Source organism: Phyllobacterium sp. OV277 (genome assembly GCF_900104355.1).
Classification (GTDB): domain Bacteria; phylum Pseudomonadota; class Alphaproteobacteria; order Rhizobiales; family Rhizobiaceae; genus Phyllobacterium.
Genome location: NZ_FNIY01000003.1, coordinates 468,840 through 487,949, shown reverse-complemented (window position 1 = coordinate 487,949; position 19,110 = coordinate 468,840). Strand labels below are relative to the sequence as shown.

Annotated in this window: 18 protein-coding genes and 1 pseudogene; 11 read left to right on the top strand and 8 right to left on the bottom strand. The window is 56.1% G+C overall.

Annotated features, from left to right (window positions below; genetic code table 11):
* Window positions 1–155: 155 nt before the first annotated feature.
* On the top strand, window positions 156–1,487 hold the full coding sequence (locus BLU05_RS14280) for a TolC family outer membrane protein (RefSeq protein WP_244518362.1): 1,332 nt from the start codon (window positions 156–158) through the stop codon (window positions 1,485–1,487).
* Window positions 1,488–1,558: 71 nt separating this feature from the next.
* On the opposite strand, the gene BLU05_RS14275 is transcribed toward BLU05_RS14280, so the two are convergent.
* Window positions 1,559–2,371 (bottom strand): SDR family NAD(P)-dependent oxidoreductase, encoded by an 813-nt coding sequence (locus tag BLU05_RS14275; protein ID WP_091880970.1) that lies wholly within the window; start codon window positions 2,369–2,371, stop codon window positions 1,559–1,561.
* A gap of 222 nt (window positions 2,372–2,593) precedes the next feature.
* Between BLU05_RS14275 and BLU05_RS14270 the strand changes: the two genes are divergently transcribed.
* The gene (locus BLU05_RS14270) at window positions 2,594–3,157 is read left to right on the top strand and encodes a TetR/AcrR family transcriptional regulator (RefSeq protein WP_091880969.1); all 564 of its coding nucleotides are present in this window, start codon (window positions 2,594–2,596) and stop codon (window positions 3,155–3,157) included.
* A 106-nt stretch (window positions 3,158–3,263) separates the two neighbouring features.
* The gene (locus BLU05_RS14265; RefSeq protein ID WP_091880967.1) at window positions 3,264–3,701 is read left to right on the top strand and encodes a VOC family protein; all 438 of its coding nucleotides are present in this window, start codon (window positions 3,264–3,266) and stop codon (window positions 3,699–3,701) included.
* Here the strand turns inward: BLU05_RS14265 and BLU05_RS14260 are convergent.
* The 5 genes and pseudogenes from BLU05_RS14260 to BLU05_RS14240 all read right to left on the bottom strand — a co-directional run.
* A complete protein-coding gene (locus BLU05_RS14260; RefSeq protein WP_091881200.1) occupies window positions 3,698–4,330 on the bottom strand; it encodes a LysE family translocator in 633 nt (210 codons plus the stop codon). The two genes, BLU05_RS14265 and BLU05_RS14260, sit on opposite strands and share 4 nt — an antisense overlap.
* 98 nt (window positions 4,331–4,428) lie before the next feature.
* Window positions 4,429–4,827 (bottom strand): VOC family protein, encoded by a 399-nt coding sequence (locus tag BLU05_RS14255; RefSeq protein WP_091881198.1) that lies wholly within the window; start codon window positions 4,825–4,827, stop codon window positions 4,429–4,431.
* Window positions 4,828–4,842: 15 nt separating this feature from the next.
* A complete protein-coding gene (locus BLU05_RS14250; protein ID WP_091880965.1) occupies window positions 4,843–6,384 on the bottom strand; it encodes a cation:proton antiporter in 1,542 nt (513 codons plus the stop codon).
* Between the two features lie 122 nt (window positions 6,385–6,506).
* A complete protein-coding gene (locus tag BLU05_RS14245; RefSeq protein WP_091880963.1) occupies window positions 6,507–7,055 on the bottom strand; it encodes a GNAT family N-acetyltransferase in 549 nt (182 codons plus the stop codon).
* Between the two features lie 24 nt (window positions 7,056–7,079).
* Window positions 7,080–8,791 (bottom strand): annotated as a pseudogene (locus BLU05_RS14240) (penicillin-binding protein 2); the annotation flags it as partial.
* A 160-nt stretch (window positions 8,792–8,951) separates the two neighbouring features.
* On the opposite strand from BLU05_RS14240, the gene BLU05_RS14235 reads away from it, so the two are divergent.
* The 4 genes from BLU05_RS14235 to BLU05_RS14220 all read left to right on the top strand — a co-directional run bounded on the left by BLU05_RS14235 (window position 8,952) and on the right by BLU05_RS14220 (window position 12,795).
* Complete coding sequence (locus tag BLU05_RS14235; protein WP_091880959.1) at window positions 8,952–9,293, top strand: hypothetical protein; 342 nt, start codon at window positions 8,952–8,954, stop codon at window positions 9,291–9,293.
* 69 nt (window positions 9,294–9,362) lie between these two features.
* Window positions 9,363–10,424, top strand: coding sequence for a calcium-binding protein (locus BLU05_RS14230; protein WP_091880958.1), 1,062 nt, complete (start codon window positions 9,363–9,365; stop codon window positions 10,422–10,424).
* 90 nt (window positions 10,425–10,514) lie between these two features.
* On the top strand, window positions 10,515–12,206 hold the full coding sequence (locus BLU05_RS26565) for a calcium-binding protein (RefSeq protein WP_091880957.1): 1,692 nt from the start codon (window positions 10,515–10,517) through the stop codon (window positions 12,204–12,206).
* Window positions 12,207–12,432: 226 nt separating this feature from the next.
* Window positions 12,433–12,795 (top strand): TfoX/Sxy family protein, encoded by a 363-nt coding sequence (locus BLU05_RS14220; RefSeq protein ID WP_091880955.1) that lies wholly within the window; start codon window positions 12,433–12,435, stop codon window positions 12,793–12,795.
* Window positions 12,796–12,816: 21 nt separating this feature from the next.
* On the opposite strand, the gene BLU05_RS14215 is transcribed toward BLU05_RS14220, so the two are convergent.
* Window positions 12,817–14,055 carry a glycoside hydrolase family 25 protein gene (locus BLU05_RS14215; RefSeq protein ID WP_091880953.1) on the bottom strand — a complete coding sequence of 413 codons (1,239 nt, stop codon included), beginning with the start codon at window positions 14,053–14,055 and terminating at the stop codon, window positions 12,817–12,819.
* Window positions 14,056–14,347: 292 nt separating this feature from the next.
* Here BLU05_RS14215 and BLU05_RS14210 point away from each other — a divergent pair, with 292 nt between their 5' ends.
* Window positions 14,348–16,120 (top strand): acyl-CoA dehydrogenase family protein, encoded by a 1,773-nt coding sequence (locus tag BLU05_RS14210; RefSeq protein WP_091880951.1) that lies wholly within the window; start codon window positions 14,348–14,350, stop codon window positions 16,118–16,120.
* Between the two features lie 9 nt (window positions 16,121–16,129).
* Window positions 16,130–16,882, top strand: a complete 753-nt coding sequence (locus BLU05_RS14205) for a crotonase/enoyl-CoA hydratase family protein (RefSeq protein ID WP_091880948.1) — start codon at window positions 16,130–16,132, stop codon at window positions 16,880–16,882.
* A gap of 3 nt (window positions 16,883–16,885) precedes the next feature.
* Here the strand turns inward: BLU05_RS14205 and pdxH are convergent, their stop codons facing one another.
* Window positions 16,886–17,509 (bottom strand): pyridoxamine 5'-phosphate oxidase, encoded by a 624-nt coding sequence (gene pdxH / locus BLU05_RS14200; protein ID WP_091880946.1) that lies wholly within the window; start codon window positions 17,507–17,509, stop codon window positions 16,886–16,888.
* A 33-nt stretch (window positions 17,510–17,542) separates the two neighbouring features.
* Between pdxH and BLU05_RS14195 the strand changes: the two genes are divergently transcribed.
* Both BLU05_RS14195 and BLU05_RS14190 read left to right on the top strand, forming a co-directional pair.
* Complete coding sequence (locus BLU05_RS14195) at window positions 17,543–18,004, top strand: RT0821/Lpp0805 family surface protein (RefSeq protein WP_244518347.1); 462 nt, start codon at window positions 17,543–17,545, stop codon at window positions 18,002–18,004.
* 146 nt (window positions 18,005–18,150) lie between these two features.
* Complete coding sequence (locus BLU05_RS14190) at window positions 18,151–19,071, top strand: DnaJ C-terminal domain-containing protein (RefSeq protein WP_091880944.1); 921 nt, start codon at window positions 18,151–18,153, stop codon at window positions 19,069–19,071.
* The last annotated feature ends 39 nt before the right edge of the window (window positions 19,072–19,110 follow it).

Here is a 19,110-nt window from a genome sequence, read left to right as displayed (position 1 = left end):
TGATCGGGTTTTCAACATTGACATCGGCGGTTCGTAGCGCAATGTCTCTCTCAAATCGGAACGAGTGGTTCGCTGAGCCGTACCCTCTGTTTAAACTGTCGGAGAAATTCACCGTGTCCATAACAGCCAAGCGAAGCCTTACTGCGATCCTGCTGATGACTTCGGTTCTGACGGCAACGCCTTCCATGGCCGAAAATCTTTTCGGTGCCATGTCCAAGGCCTATCAGAACAATTCGACGTTGAATGCCAACCGCGCCGGTGTGCGGGTCACCGACGAAAACGTGGCCATTGCAAAATCCGGCTATCGCCCGACCGTTACAGGTCAGGCCAGTGTGACTGCAAACCGCCTCAAGCTTGACGGCAGCAGAAGTTCGTCGAGTGACACGGCCACTGAAGGCGTTGAAGTCGATCAGATGCTCTTTGATGGCTTTCAGACGAAAAACAATGTTGCAGCAGCGGAGACAGGCGTTCTCGCAGCCCGTGAAGATTTGCGCGGAAGCGAGCAGACAACACTCGCTGCAGCCGTGCAGGCCTATATGGATGTCTATCTCAATCGCCAGATCGTAGCCTTGCGCGAAAAGAACCTGGCGTTCCTGAGCGAACAGGTACGTTCGAACCGCGCACGGTTCGATGTGGGCGAGGGTACGCGCACGGACGTTGCACAGGCAGAAGCATCACAGGCTACGGCGGTCAACGACCGGAATACCGCCCGCGCCAACGTGAAAATTGCCGAAGCCACCTATATCCAGACTGTTGGTGCAGTTCCGGGCTCGCTGACGGCTGCCACACCGGCAAAATCATTGCCAAAATCACTTAAGCAGGCCTATGCAATCGCCGAAGCCAACCATCCCTCGATTGGCTCTGCCAAACTGAACACGGATGTTGCTGGCTATCAGGTCAAGGTGAGGGAAGGCGTATTGCTGCCGCAGGCGGGTGTCACCGGTACCATCAGCCGGACGGATATTTTTAACGGCACGTCGCTCAGTTCCACCAACAATACCACTGGCTCGGCGCAGTTGAAGGTTACCGTACCCATTTACGGAGCGGGTAAGACGGCGGCAAATGTTCGCCAATCCAAGGAAAATCTCGGCCAGCGCCGCATTGAGGTGAATGTGTCTGAGGACAGCGTCCGGCAGGCGGTTGCTTCTGCATGGGCACAGCTGGATGCCGCGCGCGCGTCGATTACGGCGCAAAGAAGCGTTGTTTCTGCCGCGCAGCTCGCGCTCAATGGCGTGATCGAAGAGCGCAAGGTCGGACAGCGTACAACCCTTGACGTTCTGAACGCCCAGGCTGACGTGATTACCGGCCAGCTCGCACTGGTTCAGGCAGAGCATGACAGCGTCGTGCAGAGCTATCAGGTGCTTTCCGCGATGGGCCGTCTGACGGCCAGGCAGGTTGGTTTGCAGGTGGCCGAGTACAAGCCGGAAGAGCACTTTAATGCCGTCAAGGACAAGTGGGGCGGCACGAGAACACCTGACGGTCGCTAGAATCCAGTTTTAGACGAGAAAACCGGAACATCCCGAAAAGGATGTTCCGGTTTTTGTTTGTGGTGCGCGTGTCAGTTGCCGACGTGATAGCGCGATGCCGATTTGCTGGTCCGCGATGCCGCCATTAATTTCAAACGGGCTTCTTCGTAGTCTTTCAGGACCTGCACGTCCTCAAGCGATGGCATGGTGATCAACTCACCCTGATCGAGACCGGCAAGGGCGGCGTCCACACATTCTTCCGCGTCCATCACCGTTCCCGGCTCAAGCTGTGTCAGCGGAACGCCGGATAAATCCCAGATATCCGTAGCTGTCGCTGCCGGAAGCACAAGCTGGACCCTGACGCCGGTTCCGGCCACTTCGTCCTGCAAGCCGCGTGTGAAATTGAGAACGTAGCCCTTCGTACCGCTATAGGCGCTGCTGATGGGAAGCGCGTGGAAGCTGAGCACAGAGCCAAGATTGATGATGACGCCATGATTGCGCTGCCTGAATGCAGGCAGGGCGGCGAGGCTGAGGCGGACAAGTGCCGTGACATTTACATCCGTCATGGATTTGACATCGCTGAGTGCAGTGTCGCCAAGCTTGGCCAACGTCGAGGTGCCGGCATTGTTAACAAGCATTGTGATATCCGCATTTGTCGACAGGACAGTTGCAACGCGCTCAAGGTCAACGACAGTACCGAGATCCGCCACGATGGTATCAACCTTGACGCCATGGCTATTGCGAAGGGTTTCGGCGACCGCCTGCAATCGGTCCTCACGCCGTGCAACCAGAATAAGATTATAGCCGCGCCTGGCCAACCGGTCCGCATAAATCTTGCCCAGTCCTGCCGAAGCGCCGGTGACAACCGCCGTTCCCAGCGGGTTCTTCTCAGTTTCATTCGTCATATCAGTTCCAATCCGATGGAGATGGCAGGTTTTCTGGCCAACGTTCCGAAGAGGTGCAAAGGCAAAGCTTCGCAATCCCCGATAGCGGATAGCCGGGAGACAAATTCCTGTCGGTTCACTCTGTTTACGCTTCAAACATGATGGTCATCATGCTTGCATTTTGCATACATGACGACTATCATGTTTGATGTCAATACCCGTGAAATAAAAGTGGAAATAGTCATGAGATACCCGGCGGCCGAAACAGCTGAAAAGCACGAGCGCATATTGGACCAGGCCGCGAAACTGTTTCGTGAGCGCGGCTTTTCCGGCGTCAGTGTCAGTGAAATCATGAAGGCGACGGGGCTCACCCACGGGCCGTTCTATAATCACTTCCCCTCAAAGGAAGCGCTGATGGCCGAAAGCATGCAGCACACATCGCAAAAGGCGATGGGGAAGTTCAGCATGGTTGAAAACACCGCCAACGGCAAAGCCGACTTTATCGGCAGTTATTTGAGTGCGACCCATCGGGATACACCCGGTGATGGCTGTCTCATAGCAGCGCTTGCGCCCGAAATTAGCCGCGAACCGGCGGTTCGTGGACCGTTGACGTGTCATCTTGCTGATTTCATCGACAAGATGACATCACAATTTCCGTGGCCCGAAGACAAGCCTGCGCGCCAGCAGGCTATTCAGGCCATTGCCGCGATGGTCGGCGGTCTTGTCATGGCCCGTGCCGTCTCCGACGAAGCCTTGTCGGATGAAATCCTGCATGATGTGCTTGCCGGGCTGACCGAAGGTTCGTGATTGCACGCTTCTTGTCAGCATAGGCAGCAAAACGATCTGATCAGTGGTGACAGACTCAGGTTTTTCCGTTCTTTTATTGGGGGCACCAGAACCGGAGGAATTATCCATGTCATCGACAAATGTTCCGTTTTCCCTTGTGGGGATCGATCATGTGGTCTTTCTCGTCGATGACATGCCGTCTGCCCTGAAATTCTATTACGATGTTCTGGGATGCCAGCCCGGTTATATCTACCCCGCATTGGGTATGGAGCAGGTGTGGTGCGGCTCGGCGCTGATTGTCCTGTGGGATATTACCCATCCCGGCGCGTCAAGCGCCGTGCCGCCGGTTGCGGGTGGGCGCAACGTCGATCATGTCTGTATCGCAACGGGGCCGTTCGACCATGATGCCCTGCGGGCGCATCTTCATAACCATGCGGTCGAGATCGAGCGGGAAGCCATGCATGGCGGCGCGCGCGGTATGGGGCACTCATTTTACATCCGCGATCCCTTCGGCAACAAGATCGAGATCAAGGGACCAGCAGTGTATCCGGATGGGAGAGACTAGCTCTTCTGCAAAGCGAGATGCACGCCAAGGCCGACCAGTATTGTACCACCGGCGCGTTGCATCAGCCGCTGTGCGTGGTTTGAACGCTTTAGCCGTGTGATCACCGCGCCTGCCAGAAAAACACAGACAAGATCGGCGGAAGAGAACATCAGATTGACGATAGTTCCGAGCAGCACAAATTGCAGCCAAACTGGAAACGCGGCTGAAGCGTCAATGAACTGCGGCAGGAACGCCATGAAGAAAATGGCTGTCTTCGGATTGAGAACTTCGACGCTGATGCTTTCGAAAAATGCGCGGCGTGCAGATTTCTGCGCGACGTCAGGCATGGTTACATCGCCGTTCACCTTGGCGCGAAACAGGGAAATACCAAGCCAGACCAGATAGGCTGCGCCGCAGAATTTCACTGCGAGATAAAGCATGGGCACCGCGTGGAACAACACCGACAGCCCGGCAGCCGCAGCGATAACATGCACATAGCCACCCAGATGAATGCCAAGGGCCGCCATCAGCCCGGACCAGCGGCCACGCGCAATGGTTTGCGCTGCCGCATAAAGCATGGCGGGGCCGGGAATATAGGCGAAAATCGCTGTGGTCAGGAAGAAAGCGATCAGCAATTCGGTCGATGGCATTGGATGCTCCAGACAAGTGTCCATGAGAATGAGAAGCACAATATAAACAACGTAACGCCGCCTCATACAAGTCAGGATCATTTGCGTTCTGGCGGTAATTATTCCGCGTTATTCAAAACCGCTTCGATGTGATGTCCATCGGGGTCCACAACGAAGGCAGCATAGTAATGCGGGCCGTAATGGGGCCGCGGGCCCGGTGCGCCATTGTCAATGCCGCGATGGGCGAGGGCCGACGCGTGGAAGCTGTCAACAGCCAGCTTGTTTGGAGCGGAAAATGCCAGATGGAAGCCGGGGCCGGGCGCGTGCTGACCCTTCGGGCGATGCTTGATCGCAAGTTTGTCGCCACCACCGGGACTACCATAACCTACGGCCTGATCGGGCTCGCCTGTTCGTAAATCCTCCCAGACCCTGACATAACCGAGCGGGGCAAGCACCGCATCGTAAAATGCTGCTGCGCGTTCAATATCGGAAACACCCAGCGAAATATGATGGAGCATATGCATAGCCAATTCCTAGCCGTCGATGATCTCAAGTTTTTCCGGGGGTGATGCGGCAAGTTCGGCAAAATCGAGGTCCTGCTCAAGCGCATGATAAACGTCATCATCGATGATGCCGCTGTGCCGCATGATATTCAGCTTGGCCCGTTTTGCCGCGATGATGGTCAGTCGAAGCTGGTCGGTCTTGCTGACGGCGCGCGGATGCTGACCGTCTGCCACCAGATCACGCTCCTCCTCGTAGAACTCGCGCAGGCTGACCGCCGCGTGATCATCCCGTGTATTAAGCTCGAAGAGGGCCGTATCGATAAGTGCGAGCCGGGCATTGGCGAGATCCTTTTCCAATGACGTGTCCGGCGGGAAGCCGAGGAAGCGAATGAGGGGCCCGAGCGTCAGGCCCTGTATGATCAGCGATCCCAGAACAACAGCAAGTGCGCTGAGGACAATCAGTTCTCGTGACGGGAAGTTGGCAGGCAAGGCCAATGCGGTGGCAAGCGTTACCAGCCCGCGCATACCGCACCAGGATACAATCAGGCTCATCCCAAGCGCCGGGCGCGGAAAGCGGGTCTGCGATGGATTGATGTAATGGATAAGGCGATTATAGGCGAGAACCCAGGCAACACGCACGACCACGACAGTCGCAAAAACCGCCGCCGCAAAGCTCAGCGCAAATGAAAGCTCCTGCGGATCAAGATCACGAACGATCGTGCGCGCCTGCAGACCCATCAGCAGGAATGCCAGAACGTTGAGCAGGAATACGGAGGTTTGCCAGACGGAATAGGAATGCAGCCGGTTGCGTGGTGCCTGCCGGGCAGGCACGTAATGGGCAATGGTCATGGCAAAGGCGACGACGGCAAGGACTGCCGACAAATGCAGGCGCTCCGCGATGATCCATGTGCCGAACACGGCGACAAACTCGAACAGCGTTCCGCCCAGTGTTCCGGCCAGTCGTGGTGCGAACAGCATGGATGTTCTGGCAAGGAGGAAACCGATGATCAGTCCGCCCGGTACGGCAATGATCAATTGCGGGATGAGGCTGGTGAGCGACGCTGCACCAATTGCAACACCAACGGCGGCACTGAAGATGAGCAGGGATACGGCATCATTGAGCAGGCTTTCGCCCTGAAGGATGGCGACAGCGCGCCTCGGCAGCGCAAATCGCCCAAGCATGGCGGCTGCAGCTGCTGCATCTGGCGGGGCAACGATGGCACCCAGTGCGATCGCAGCGGCAAGTGGCAACCCGCCCAAAGATACACCAACCCAGGCAACCGCCGCCGTGGTGAGGATGACAACCCAGACAGCAAGCGAGAGGAGGGGCAACCAGTCCCGGCGGATCGTTCGCGGTGGCAGATCATAGGCAGCGTCAAGCAGTGCCGGGGCGATGAACAGCGCCATGGCAAGGTGCGGATCAATCGAGATTTCCGGCGCCCATGGCAGTGAAGCAACGATAACACCAGCCACCGCCAGCATCGTTGGATAAGGCACTGCCAGCTTTCGCGACAGCTGGAGGAAGATGATCGCCACCAGCATCAGGACCAGCATGTTTTCAAACAACGCCATCGGCGGACTTTCCGTTAAAGGCGGCTCATCTGTGGGCTCCACAGCAGACCGCGAACACACAAGATGTGATGAAATGGTATGAGGCTGTTTGTCCGGATACAAGCGTTGTTATAAAGGGTGTGCTATCGGTGCTGAAATCGGAATTCATCGCTGACAGCACCCTTGAAGGTATCAGCGGCTTCGACGAAAGCCACCTGCTCAAAACCAAGCGCTGTAACAAGCGCGATTGACCTGACGTTGCGCGTGTCGATGGAAGCCCCGATGTCCACAACGCCGTTATCGTGCAGGAGCGCAACAATGCCGCCAACTGCCTTTCGTCCGATACCGCAACCCTGACTTTGCTTGAAAACAAAATAGGCAATGTCTGCTGCCGTGTCCCTGACCGTCACCTCCACCAGTCCGGCGTAACGCTGCGAGGGAATGTGAAAGACAGCCCAGTTGAGCCATGCCTCGGTTCCATCCGGTGAGCGGCGACCTGACAGGCGCTGATAGCGTGCCCGCAGCGCATCAATGCTGACTGGCGGTTCCTGCGGAATGAAAATGTAAAGATCCGGATCAGAAAACCCATCGAACAGAAGCGCCGCGTGGTCAGGCAGCAGTGGTTCCAGCCTGATATCGCCGGTGAATACCGGCTGTTCGGCAAGTTCCATCATGCGCTGCAATAGAGCCATTTGGCGAAACCAGTCATTAAACGATCAATGAACCTGATTGCACTGTGTTGTCTGCTCTTGCAATCTCAATTCTGCATTCACCTGGCTGATCAGACTTGATCTTAGTCTGCTGCTGTCTCGAACACCGGTAGCACGCCGAGAATATTGGCCGAACGGCGGATAATTTCAGCGGCCATCGGCGCGGCATTGAGGCCTGCACCGGCGGCGACCTGTCCTTCGACAGGTTTCGGTTCATCGATGATCGTGAGGACGATATATTCAGGATTTTCAATCGGAAAGGCCGCGATGAAAGTGTTGAAGCGCACATCCTTGGAATAGCGCCCATTGATGACCTTTTCGGCAGTGCCTGTCTTGCCGCCAACACGATAACCGGGAACCTGTGTGCGGCTGGCCGAACCGCCGGTGCCCTTTTGCGCGTTGAGGCGGTAAAGGTAACGCAGATCGTCGCTTGTCCGCTTGCTCACAACCCGCTTGGCGATGGTCTGCGCCTCCTCGATGGTGCGCGGCAGGAATGTCGGTGCGATCAGCATTCCGCCGTTGAGGAGGGCAGCCGCGCCAACGGCTGTTTGCAGCGGTGTGGTTGCCATGCCATGGCCGAAGGAGATCGTGATTGAATGAACCTTCTTCCAGACTTTCGGCTCGGTTGGACGCGCCACTTCGGGCAGCTCCGTCTGCAGGCGGTCAAGCAGGCCGAGCCGCACCAGAAATTCGCGGTGTCCTTCAATGCCAACAATATCCGCTTCCTTGGCCGAACCGATATTGGACGAGAACAGAAAAACCTCCGGCAGGGTTAGAACACGGCGCTTGCCATGAAAATCGTGGATGGTCTGACGACCGATGGTGATCGGCCGGGTGGCGTCAAAGGTACTGTTCAAGTCTGCCTTGCCGGAATCCAGAGCCATGGCGGTGGTGAAGGTCTTGATGGTCGACCCCATCTCGTAGACGCCAGCGGACATGCGGTTGAGCCGGTCTTTTTCCAGCGCATTGAACGGGTTGTTCGGGTCAAAATCCGGCACGGAGCCCATGGCAAGAATCTCACCCGTTCTGGCGTCGAGCACCACGGCCCCCGCCGCGATGGCGCGGTAACGTTCGATGGCATTAACCAGTACATCGCGCACCACATGCTGGACGCGCAGATCAATGGAAAGCTTCACCGGCGCGAGTGTGCGTCCATGCGCAAGGCCAAGATCGCGCAGATCGGTCAGGCCCTGCCCATCAATATACTTCTCCATACCGGCAATGCCCTGATTGTCGATATTCACAAGCCCGAGAATATGTGCTGCCGTTGGCCCGCCCGGATAGAAACGGGATTTCTCGGTGCGAAAGCCAATGCCGGGAATGCCAAGCGCCATGATCTGGTTTTTATGCTTTGGCGTCAGGCCACGCCTGAGCCATGCAAACCCCGCATTGCCTTTCAGTCGGGCATAGGTCTGTTCAAAGTTAAGGTCGGGCAACACGGTGGACAGCAGTTCGAAGGCTTCATCCGGATCGATGATCTTGCGCGGTTCGGCATAAAGCGAGACGGAGTTGATATCCGTTGCCAATACCGCGCCATGGCGATCCACGATATCAGGGCGAGAGGCGAGAATGGAGCCGGTTGGCCCGGCATAGTCAACCGGATCGTCCTTCATGCCGTAGAACACCAGCCGTCCGCTGATAACGCTGAAAATCCCGATGAAACAGGCCATGACGATCAGGATACGGTTTTGGGCGCGTGGGCGACGTTGGGTCATTATCTCATTGCGAAACGGTGGATTGCGGCTGATGGCGCCAAACTAGCATCGTTTCACCAGCTGCAATTCTCACGATTTCCGGAATGTCTTGTTAACCTGAACAGATGATTAATTTGGATTTTTAGCGTGGATAACTCTGGGGAAGCGGCCGCAATATCTGGATATGGGCATTGCGTTTTTGCCGCAAGGAACCGCCTTGCGCCGGGCGCTCGTGCCAAAGGATGTTCCAGAATACCGCTGTTTTGCTGCACCGGATGGGCAGGAGAAAAAAATGTTGCCGCAGTGTGGCTTTGAGGTCACCTCATCAGGGCATCATCTGCCATGCATGGCGCATGAATTTATATTGTGCATTGCACAGGGATTAACTGATGGAAATATTGAGAATACGCGCTTCATTGGCAATATATATTCAAATGTACTGTTACATGAAAAAGTGAAAATTTTACTTTTAAATTTGAAATATTTTGCAAGTAAAAACAGTCTATTTAATCTTCATTACATCTAGAAAACGACACTTGCTTGTCATTAATCCTTACATATACTCCGCCATCGCAAGTTGTTGGGAGACAAATCAATGGCGAAAATAGTTGGTGGTGGTGCAAGTGATACTCTGCAGGGAACCGATGAGAACGACAATCTCTGGGGACTTGGCGGTAACGACATTCTCGATGGTGGTGCTGGAAACGATTATCTCTACGGCGGGGCCGGCAATGACGTCCTGACCAGCTCAAGCGGTTTCGACCAGCTTGAGGGCGGTGATGGTGATGACCGTCTGTCGTTTGTCGGCGTTGGCGGTGCAGCGCGCGGCGGTGCCGGTACGGATACGCTGGCGGTTGATGCTTCAAATTCTTCTGAACCGGTCACATTGAACAGTTCAGCCGGTCACATTGTTTTCGGCGATCCGACGGTGGCGGCCAATCATCTGTACTTCGTTGATCTGGAACGGCTGGAGCTAACGACAGGTGGCGGTGCTGACAAGATTATCGCCACGAACTTTGCTCAGGTCGAGGTCAATACAGGCGCTGGCAATGACCACGTCGAAACTGGCGAGGGCAATGACACGGTGTTTGGCGGTTCCGGCAATGATGTCATCTATGGCAATGGCGGCAATGACGAACTGCATGGCGATGCGGGCAATGACTTTGTCGATGGCGGCAATGGCAATGACAGCATCTGGGGCGATGATGGCAAGGACAATCTGAATGGCGGCCGCGGCGACGACCATATTGATGGCGGCGCGGGCAACGATACGGTGAATGGCGGCGACGGCAATGATGTACTGCTCGGCGGTGCTGGCGACGATGTTCTTAAGGGCGGCTCAGGCAGTGATCATCTGGATGGCGGCGCGGGCGCTGATCAACTGATTGGTGGCACCGGTGCAGATACGTTTGAGTTCAATGGAAATACCATTGGCGGCGTTGATCACATCGCTGATTTCAACGTGGCGGAAGATGTGATCAATCTGCACGATTTCGCCGCAAGCGGCACCGGCATTCATGATTTTGACAGCTTCCTTGCTGCAGCGCATGACACGGCCGATGGCGTCTATGTCAGCTTCGATGGCGATTCCAGCGGCATTCTTATTGAGCATGTCACGCTTGCCGACCTCTCGCCTGACGATGTTGTTTTCTCTTGAGCGTGAGGTCTGATGCGTCGCCCCTGATGGGGCGGCGCAATGCAGTTGGAGGATAGTTAAACACGAGCAACGTCTGGGAGGACGAACACAATGGCTAAGATAGTTGGTACTGGAGCAAGCGATAACCTGCTTGGAACGGATGAGAACGACAACCTCTGGGGACTTGGCGGCAATGACACACTCGATGGCGGTGCTGGTAATGATTTCCTCTATGGTGGTGCTGGCAATGATGTCCTGACCACTTCAAGCGGTTTCGACCAGCTTGAAGGCGGCGATGGCGATGACCGGCTGGCTTTCATTGGCGTAGGCGGTGCCGCACGCGGTGGTGCCGGTACGGATACGCTCGCAGTTGACCTCACAAGTTCCACCCAGGCGGTGACTTTTAATGGCTCCAGTGGCCACTTCGTCTTTGGCGATCCGGCTGTTCAGACCAATCATCTCTATTTCGTCGATATCGAACAGCTGGAACTGAAGACCGGCAGCGGCAATGACACGATAATTGCGACCAGTTTTGCCCAGATCAATGTCAACGCAGGTGCGGGCAATGACCGTGTTGAAGCCGGAGAGGGCAATGATGTCATCTCTGGTGGTGACGGCCGGGATATGCTGTTTGGCGGCGGCGGCAATGATGAAATCCACGGCGATGCAGGCGATGATTACGTCGATGGCGGCAACGGCAACGACAAGATCTGGGGCGATGCAGGCAATGACAGTCTGGCTGGTGGCCGTGGTGATGATTGGATCAGCGGCGGCGATGGCAACAATAATCTCAACGGCGGCGACGGCAACGACGTTCTTTACGGTGGTTCCGGCAACGACATTATCAAAGGTGGGGCCGGAAACGATTATATGGGTGGTGGCTCCGGCGATGATCAACTGTTTGGTGGTGACGGTAATGACAGCGTTTTCACCAATGGTGGATGGGATGTCCTCCTCGACGGCGGTAATGGCGACGATTCTTTGACGGATGGCAGCTCGGACGAGCCTTACCTGGGAGGCAATGCCAATCTTCACGGCGGCGCCGGGAATGATCGTCTCACTGTTTATTCAGAAGGCGGGACAGGTGGTTTGGATGGTGGAGATGGCTACGATACAGCCTATCTGCATTTTTCCTCGACGTCGCAAGGATTCACATTCGATGCAGCGCGTTACTCAACGGTTGAAGAGTTTCACGTCTCGGTATTCGGTGGTTATCAGGGCGTCAAGCTATATGGCGCCGATGGCAATGACGAGCTGGGAAGCTATGATGCCTACAGACCCGGTGCGAGCGGCGATGACTATATCGATGGGCGTGGCGGTGATGATGTGCTGAACGGCGGTGGTGGTGCTGATCATCTGGTCGGCGGTGCTGGCAATGACACGCTTAACGGTGAAGATCTCGTGACAATTCCGAGTGCCTACAACGACATTCTGGAAGGTGGCGAAGGCAATGATATCTTGAACGGTATGTATGGGAAGGACACTCTGGATGGTGGTGTTGGCGCGGACATCTTGAAGGGCGGCAGTGACGCCGACACCTTTGTCTGGGACGAGGCAACGGCACGCCTGAATGGTGGCATCGACCACATATCAGATTTTGATACTGCAGGCGGCGACGTCATTGGCCTGCGTGGATTTGGTCCCGACAGCGTTACGGGCATCCACGACTATGCAAGCTTTCTGACGGCCTCACACGATACCGCCGCGGGCGTCTATGTCAGCTTTGGCAGTGACACCAACGGTATCCTTATCGAAGGCGTGACGCTTGCTAATATCTCGGCGAATGACGTCATTTTCTCCTGAGTTTGGTGCCGATCTTATCTATGAAAACAGGCGTCTGGTGACAGGCGCCTGTTTTCGCAAGTTCCGCTCATACAATAACTCATGCAGCAAATTCTCAGTCCTGATGGCAAGCCAAGGTGATTCCTGCGGCTGTACTGGAAGGTTGTGCAAGCGACCGGTATAGGTGTCTTGAGGACAGCGTTAGCAACTGAACTCCCGCAAAGCGGAACAGTGGGAAGAGTTTGGCATGAGTCTTTTGTCTGCGCGCGAGAAAGCGCTGGAAGTGGCGCAGCGCCTCGTGGTTATGGGGCCAGTTGAGGTAAAGCGTTTCTTTGGCGGAGCAGGGCTTGCATTGGAAGGTATCCAGTTCGCTTTCGTCATGAAGGGCGCGCTGTATCTGCGGGTGGATGATGAGACACGTCCAAAGTTCGAAGCCATGGATGCCTTGCCATTCACTTATGCCGGGCAGTCGCAAACCGTAAGGGTTGCGAGTTATTACACGCTGTCCGATGAAATTATCGACGATCCGGACGAATTGCTGAACTGGGTCAAGGCGGCATACCGTGCTGCCCTTGATGCCAAGCGCGCTACGCGCCGACGTTCCAAATGATATCTTGAACGCCCCCGGAATTCAGCGCTGCATTGCATAGGCGGGCCAGCGGCCACGAGATGCTTTGGCGTCATCAAAACAGAAACTGACTATCCCGGCGATCAATTGGCTGTCGGGACGCTCGCCAGCCGCAGTTTTAGGCTGCTGCAGACTGATTTTGATTGCCGCCACCGTCAGCTTTTCAACGGGCTGAGGGGTAATGGAGGCGGTTAGCATCGTGTCGATTGCTTCAGGGGTGTCGTCCATATGGTCAAGATAAGCCTGTGCATCGGCGAGCAAACGGCCAGCTACTCCCGCCAGCATCTGCGGAGCGCGCAGAAGCTGGCGATAATCGACAAGTGGCGGCTCCATTGATGCCATCAATATATCATCGGTAAGGGGTGGCCGTTCGCCGGGCCTCGGCATGTCATCAGGCACCACGGCTGGAATGAGATTATCAAACGGCCATGCCTGTTTGAGCTGGGCCACAGTCATATCGGCAATGTTGACGTCGATATCGCGGTTTGTACCATTTGGGCGATAGGGGCAGCGTGTTTTCGTGCAATTGCTTTGCGAGGTAAATTGCCAGAGCGCATAATCCTGCCAGTTGCCCTTGGGAAAATGCGGGGCGATGTCAGTTTCATAGCGCGCATACCAGAGCGGCAGGCGGGAGAGAACCGGAAATTGAAGCCGGTGATCGGCAATGTATTTTGCCGTGGTGCCGTTGGTATAGAGCACGGGATAGCGACCGGTGCGCAGCTTGATCTGCTCGGCAAAGATCTGGCCATCCTGCAATGACATGAAACGGGTAGGGTCATTGTCCTCGATATCGAGTGCCATCAACTCATCGCTGGTTGGCTCCGCATAATCGATAAAGTGATTTGCCTGTTCGACAGGGTTGCCGGGACGCGCGAGATGGTAGGAACCCCATTTCAGCCCGAGCGCTTTGGCCAGCGCGCGCCGCGTTTGGTAAAGCTCGCGCGACACCGCATAATTGCGCCAGATGCGCCGGCATATCTCCTGATCCTTCACATCGGCGATCCGCCCGCAATGATAAGTGGCGGGCATTCCGTCGGAGCCCTTGTGGATGAAGGCGGCGACGCGCGGGTCCTTGATGATCTCAGGCAGATTGAAGGAATTATGCTCGTAACCATCAAGCACGATGGCACGGTCCTGATTGGACCAGGGTGTCTGGAATTGCGAGTCCGCACGGGAAGGGGCGCTGGAAAGCAGCGCGGCGACAATGGCAGCAAGGGCAAAAACCTGCGCACGGATCGTCAAATGGGTATCCCTTCACACCTCGTTGTCTGGCACTTCAGATACAAGAGCGTATGGTCGCTGGTTTATGGTTAAAATGCCGTAAACCATATCCTGCGCATGACAATTTAGGTCCAAGGCCGATTGTCCGGAATGCGGACCGGCAGGCTCAATACATCCAATGACACCAATCCCGAGGTTGCCAAAAAGTGAATTTTCTTACGTTTACGTAAAAATCCACTTGCCTTGCCTTGCCGAGGGTTGCAATGTCCTGACACTACGACCCAGCATCACTGGATGAGGAGACATGTGATCAATGTACCGGGCACCCGTCGAGGAAATCGCATATACTCTCAAGAAAATTGCCGGACTGGATGAGGCCATTGCTGCAGGGCGTTTTGGCGATCTCTCCGATGATCTGGTTGACGCCATTCTGGAAGAAGCAGGCAAGTTCGCCTCAACCCGCGTTGCGCCGCTTCTGGAGGTTGGCGACAAGTATGGAACACCGCTGAAAGATGCTGAGGTGACCATGCCTCCCGGCTGGAAAGACGTTTACAATGACTGGATCGGTGCGGGCTGGAATGGGCTGACGGGCAGGCAAGAGTTTGGCGGGCAGGGCCTGCCGATGATGCTTGCTATAGCGGCGCTCGAAATGTGGAATGCCGGTTCCATAGCCTTTGGCCTTGGCCCAATGCTGACGCTGGGTGCAATCGAGGCGGTTGACGCCCATGCGACGGACGATCTGAAACAAACCTATCTGCCAAAGCTGGTTTCCGGCGAGTGGATGGGAACCATGAACCTCACCGAACCGCAGGCGGGTTCCGATGTTGGGGCTTTGCGTTCGCGCGCCGAGCGGGCTGATGATGGCACCTATCGTATTTTTGGCCAGAAGATTTTCATCACCTATGGCGAACATGACCTGACAGACAACATCATCCATCTGGTTCTGGCGCGCCTGCCCGATGCGCCCGCGGGAACCAAGGGCATATCGCTGTTTCTGGTGCCAAAATTCCTGGTGAATGCCGATGGATCGCTTGGTGCACGCAATGATGTGTTCTGCAGCGGTGTCGAGCACAAGCTGGGCATTCATGGCTCGCCGACCTGCACAATGATCTATGGCGATGGCTTTGCGAAAGATGCAAAGCCGGGCGCCATTGGCTGGCTGATCGGTGAGGAAAACCGTGGGTTAGCCTGCATGTTCACCATGATGAACAATGCCCGTCTTGCCGTGGGCATTCAGGGCGTTGCGGTGGCGGAAGCTGCCTATCAGAAGTCGCTTGGCTACGCGCAGGAGCGCCGCCAGATGCGCGCGCCCGGCTGGACCGGCGAGGGCATGAGCCCGATCATCGAACACCCGGATGTACAGCGCAATCTCCTGACCATGAAGGGCCTCACCGGTGCTGCCCGCTCCATCTCCTATGCCTGCGCCCATGCGCTGGATATGTCGCATACGGGCTCCGGCGATGATGCGAGGCATTGGGCTGACCGCGCCAATCTGCTGACGCCTGTTGCCAAGGCCTTTTCCACCGATGTGGGCGTGGATGTTGCCTCCATCGGCATCCAGATTCATGGCGGCATGGGTTTTATCGAGGAAACCGGTGCAGCGCAGCTTCTGCGCGATGCGCGCATTGCGCCGATCTATGAGGGCACCAACGGCATTCAGGCCATTGATCTTGTCCAGCGCAAGCTGCCGCTTGGTGGCGGCAATCATGTGAAGGATTATATTGCCGAACTGCGCAAAGTCGCTGAGGCTGTATCCGCCAGCAACAGCACTGACTTTGGTGAGACAGGTGAGCGCTTGCAGGCCGGTCTTGACGATCTCGAAGCCGCAACGCTCTGGCTGCAAAAGGCGCTTGCCGATGGCAAAGTCAGTGATGCGCTGGCTGGCGCGACGCCGTATCTGCGCCTTTTCGGCCTTGCCGCCGGGGCGACCTATCTCGCCAAGGGCGCGCTCGGCGGCGACAATACCGGACGCACGGCTCTGGCGCGGTTCTTTACGGAAAATCTTTTGAATGAAACCTCGGCGCTGAAAGATCGCGTCCTCACCGGTGCACCAAGTCTGCTTGGCGCCCGCGCTGCTCTTCAATAAGGAAACACCATGTCAGACCATATTTTGATCGAGCGCCATGGCGCCGTCCAGACCATCCGGATGTTCAGGGCCGACAAGAAGAATGCGCTGACCCGCGCCATGTATGCGACGATGACCAAGGCGCTGGTGGAAGGTGATGCGGACCCGGAAATCCGCACCCATGTCTTCTTCGGTGTGCCGGGTGCATTCTCCTCGGGCAATGATCTGCAGGATTTCATGGCTTTTGCCACGTCGGGCACCATGGGCACTGAGGTTTTTGATTTTCTTCTTGCGCTGGCCAATGGCAAGAAACCAATTGTCGCCGGTGTGGATGGCCTTGCCATCGGTATCGGCACAACGCTCAACTTCCATTGCGACCTGACATTCGCCACGCCGCAATCCCTGTTCAAGACGCCCTTTGTTGATCTGGGCCTCGTGCCCGAGGCTGGCTCAAGCCTGCTTGGACCGGCCCTCATGGGCCGCCAGCAGGCCTTTGCCTTTCTGGCCGTGGGTAACGGATTGAGTGCGGCAGAAGCCAAGGAAGTTGGCCTCGTCTACAGGATCGTTGAAGCGGACCAGCTGGAAAGCACGGTTCTGGCCGTCGCCACGGAAATTGCCGCCAAGCCGCCGGAAGCCATGCAAATTTCGCGCGATCTGCTGCGGATGCCGCGCGCCGAGACTGTCGAGCGCATCAAGCTGGAAGCCGGACATTTCGCTGAACGGCTCCAGTCTGATGAGGCGCGTAACGCCCTGATGGCCTTTCTTACCCGCAAGAAAGGTTAAGCTTTACGGGTAAAGCCGCGTCTTGCTGTCCCAGTCGCTTTCAGGCGTCTCGCGGCTGAAGACCACCCGGTCATGCAGCCGGAAAGGCCGGTCATGCCAGAACTCGATTGAGGTCGGGCGAATGCGAAAGCCGGACCAATGGGCTGGACGCGGTATGTTGCCGATGGCGTAGCGGGCCGTGTATTCCGCCACAGCTTTCTCCAGCGCAAAGCGGCTTTCCAGCGGGCGCGATTGCTTGGAAGCCCATGCACCGATACGGCTGCCGCGCGGCCGCGTGGCATAGTAGGCATCGGCCTCGGCGTCGCTGACAATTTCCACAGGGCCGCGTATGCGCACTTGACGGCGCAGCGTTTTCCAATGAAAACACATGGCAGCTTTCATTGAGCCAAGTATTTCCTGACCCTTCTGACTTTCAAAATTTGTATAAAAAACAAAGCCTTGTTCGTCAAAATCTTTGAGAAGAACCATGCGAACATCAGGCAGGCCATCACCATCGACCGTTGCCAGCGCGACAGCATTGGGATCATTGGGCTCTGTTTTGGTGGCGTCCTTCAGCCATTCGTCGAAGAGCGCGAAGGGTTCGTTTTTTTCCGTGAAGTCATCGGTTGTTAACTTCATTTCACCCATAGTCATTGCTGGTTGACCTTGTTAAAGAGAGATATGCGTTTGGCACTGGCAATACCAGATATCAGGAACCTTGGGGCGAAAATTTCGGTGCGGACAGCGCCGGTCGCCGCTGTTTTTGCACTTTGCCTTCTCTCCGGCTGCGCAATGAAAAGCTTCAGCATTGAGAGTGCGGTGCCTGACAAGGCGACTGTGACAGGCTCGGTTGCTCCGGTACCACCGGTCGATGCCAAGGGTGCTGCAGACCAGTCTACCGTCCGCAATATTGTGTCTGCCCTGAACTTCACGCAATGGGGCAACAAGCCGCTGCCCTGGTCCAATCCGGAGACCGGCAGTCAAGGCACGATCACAGCCATTGCCGAGAAAAAGACCGATACGGGCCTTTGCCGCGAATTCCAGACATCGCGCGAATCCTTTGATGGCGTCATGCTCTATAAGGGCGAGACCTGCATGCAGAATGGCGGGCAATGGACATTGAAATCCTTCGCTCCATTGTAATTATCTGCAACTGAATGATATTTTCGATAGAATCGGGTGGTAATTGCAGATTTCTTGACAGAAACTCTGGAATTTCTTCCTATTGATGGGCATATACAGGGCAACTCCCAACGCACTTCCGTTTATGCCAGTGGAAAGGCACACACATGCGCGATCCCTATACCGTGCTGGGCGTCGCCAAGACGGCGAAGCCTGAAGAAATCAAATCGGCGTTTCGCAAGCTCGCCAAAAAGTATCATCCTGACCAAAATCAGGATGACCCGAAGGCGCAGGCAAATTTCTCTGAAATCAACCAGGCCTATGAAATAATCGGCGACAAGGAACGTCGTGGTCAATTCGACCGGGGCGAGATTGATGCCGAGGGCAAGCAGCGCGCCCCGCAAGGGTTTGAAGGCTTCTCCGGTGGCGGTGGTGATCCTTTTGCCGGGTTCGGCAATGCACGCGGCGCGCGCTCGGGTGGGTTCGACTTCCGCAGCGGCAATGCTGGTTTTGATGCGGAAGACATTCTCAGCAACCTGTTCGGCGAAGGTGCCGGCGGCTTTGGTGGCGGAGCGCGTCGCGGCGGGCCACGCAAGGGCACGGACCTGCAGGCAACGATTGATGTGACGCTCGAACAGGCCGTTGGTGCCGAGAAAGTCGAGGCTGTCTTTCCGAACGGCAAAAGACTGGCGATCAAGCTTCCCGCACAGGTTGAAAACGGTCAAACGATTCGCCTGAAGGGTCAGGGTGAGGCAATTCCGGGCGGAACACCTGGCGATGCGCTGGTTACAATCCGTTTCAAGCCGCATCCGAAGTTCAAAGTGGAAGGCCACGACCTGCACATGGATTTGCCCGTGGCGTTGCGTGATGCGGCGCTGGGTTCGCGTGAGGAAGTTGAGACTTTAAATGGCCGTGTGGCGGTAAAAATCGCGCCTTGGACCAGTTCTGACAGGGTTTTACGGCTGAAAGGCAAGGGTTTGCCGAAGAAGCCGGATGGTCATGGCGATCTTTTTGTTCATGTTCGCGTCATGTTGCCCGAGCATGGTGACGCCGCATTGGAAGCATTTCTGCGCGATTCGAGTCTCTGAAAATCAACGGTTCCCGAAAATCCTTGACGAAACTGACAC

Bases quoted from the DNA above. Each gene is read 5' to 3' on its own strand.
- BLU05_RS14280 (WP_244518362.1), top strand. From the start codon at position 156: ATGACTTCGGTTCTGACGGCAACGCCTTCCATGGCCGAAAATCTTTTC.
- BLU05_RS14275 (WP_091880970.1), bottom strand. From the start codon at position 2,371: ATGACGAATGAAACTGAGAAGAACCCGCTGGGAACGGCGGTTGTCACC.
- BLU05_RS14270 (WP_091880969.1), top strand. From the start codon at position 2,594: ATGAGATACCCGGCGGCCGAAACAGCTGAAAAGCACGAGCGCATATTG.
- BLU05_RS14265 (WP_091880967.1), top strand. From the start codon at position 3,264: ATGTCATCGACAAATGTTCCGTTTTCCCTTGTGGGGATCGATCATGTG.
- BLU05_RS14260 (WP_091881200.1), bottom strand. From the start codon at position 4,330: ATGCCATCGACCGAATTGCTGATCGCTTTCTTCCTGACCACAGCGATT.
- BLU05_RS14255 (WP_091881198.1), bottom strand. From the start codon at position 4,827: ATGCTCCATCATATTTCGCTGGGTGTTTCCGATATTGAACGCGCAGCA.
- BLU05_RS14250 (WP_091880965.1), bottom strand. From the start codon at position 6,384: ATGGCGTTGTTTGAAAACATGCTGGTCCTGATGCTGGTGGCGATCATC.
- BLU05_RS14245 (WP_091880963.1), bottom strand. From the start codon at position 7,055: ATGGCTCTATTGCAGCGCATGATGGAACTTGCCGAACAGCCGGTATTC.
- BLU05_RS14235 (WP_091880959.1), top strand. From the start codon at position 8,952: ATGGGCATTGCGTTTTTGCCGCAAGGAACCGCCTTGCGCCGGGCGCTC.
- BLU05_RS14230 (WP_091880958.1), top strand. From the start codon at position 9,363: ATGGCGAAAATAGTTGGTGGTGGTGCAAGTGATACTCTGCAGGGAACC.
- BLU05_RS26565 (WP_091880957.1), top strand. From the start codon at position 10,515: ATGGCTAAGATAGTTGGTACTGGAGCAAGCGATAACCTGCTTGGAACG.
- BLU05_RS14220 (WP_091880955.1), top strand. From the start codon at position 12,433: ATGAGTCTTTTGTCTGCGCGCGAGAAAGCGCTGGAAGTGGCGCAGCGC.
- BLU05_RS14210 (WP_091880951.1), top strand. From the start codon at position 14,348: ATGTACCGGGCACCCGTCGAGGAAATCGCATATACTCTCAAGAAAATT.
- BLU05_RS14205 (WP_091880948.1), top strand. From the start codon at position 16,130: ATGTCAGACCATATTTTGATCGAGCGCCATGGCGCCGTCCAGACCATC.
- pdxH (WP_091880946.1), bottom strand. From the start codon at position 17,509: ATGGGTGAAATGAAGTTAACAACCGATGACTTCACGGAAAAAAACGAA.
- BLU05_RS14195 (WP_244518347.1), top strand. From the start codon at position 17,543: ATGCGTTTGGCACTGGCAATACCAGATATCAGGAACCTTGGGGCGAAA.
- BLU05_RS14190 (WP_091880944.1), top strand. From the start codon at position 18,151: ATGCGCGATCCCTATACCGTGCTGGGCGTCGCCAAGACGGCGAAGCCT.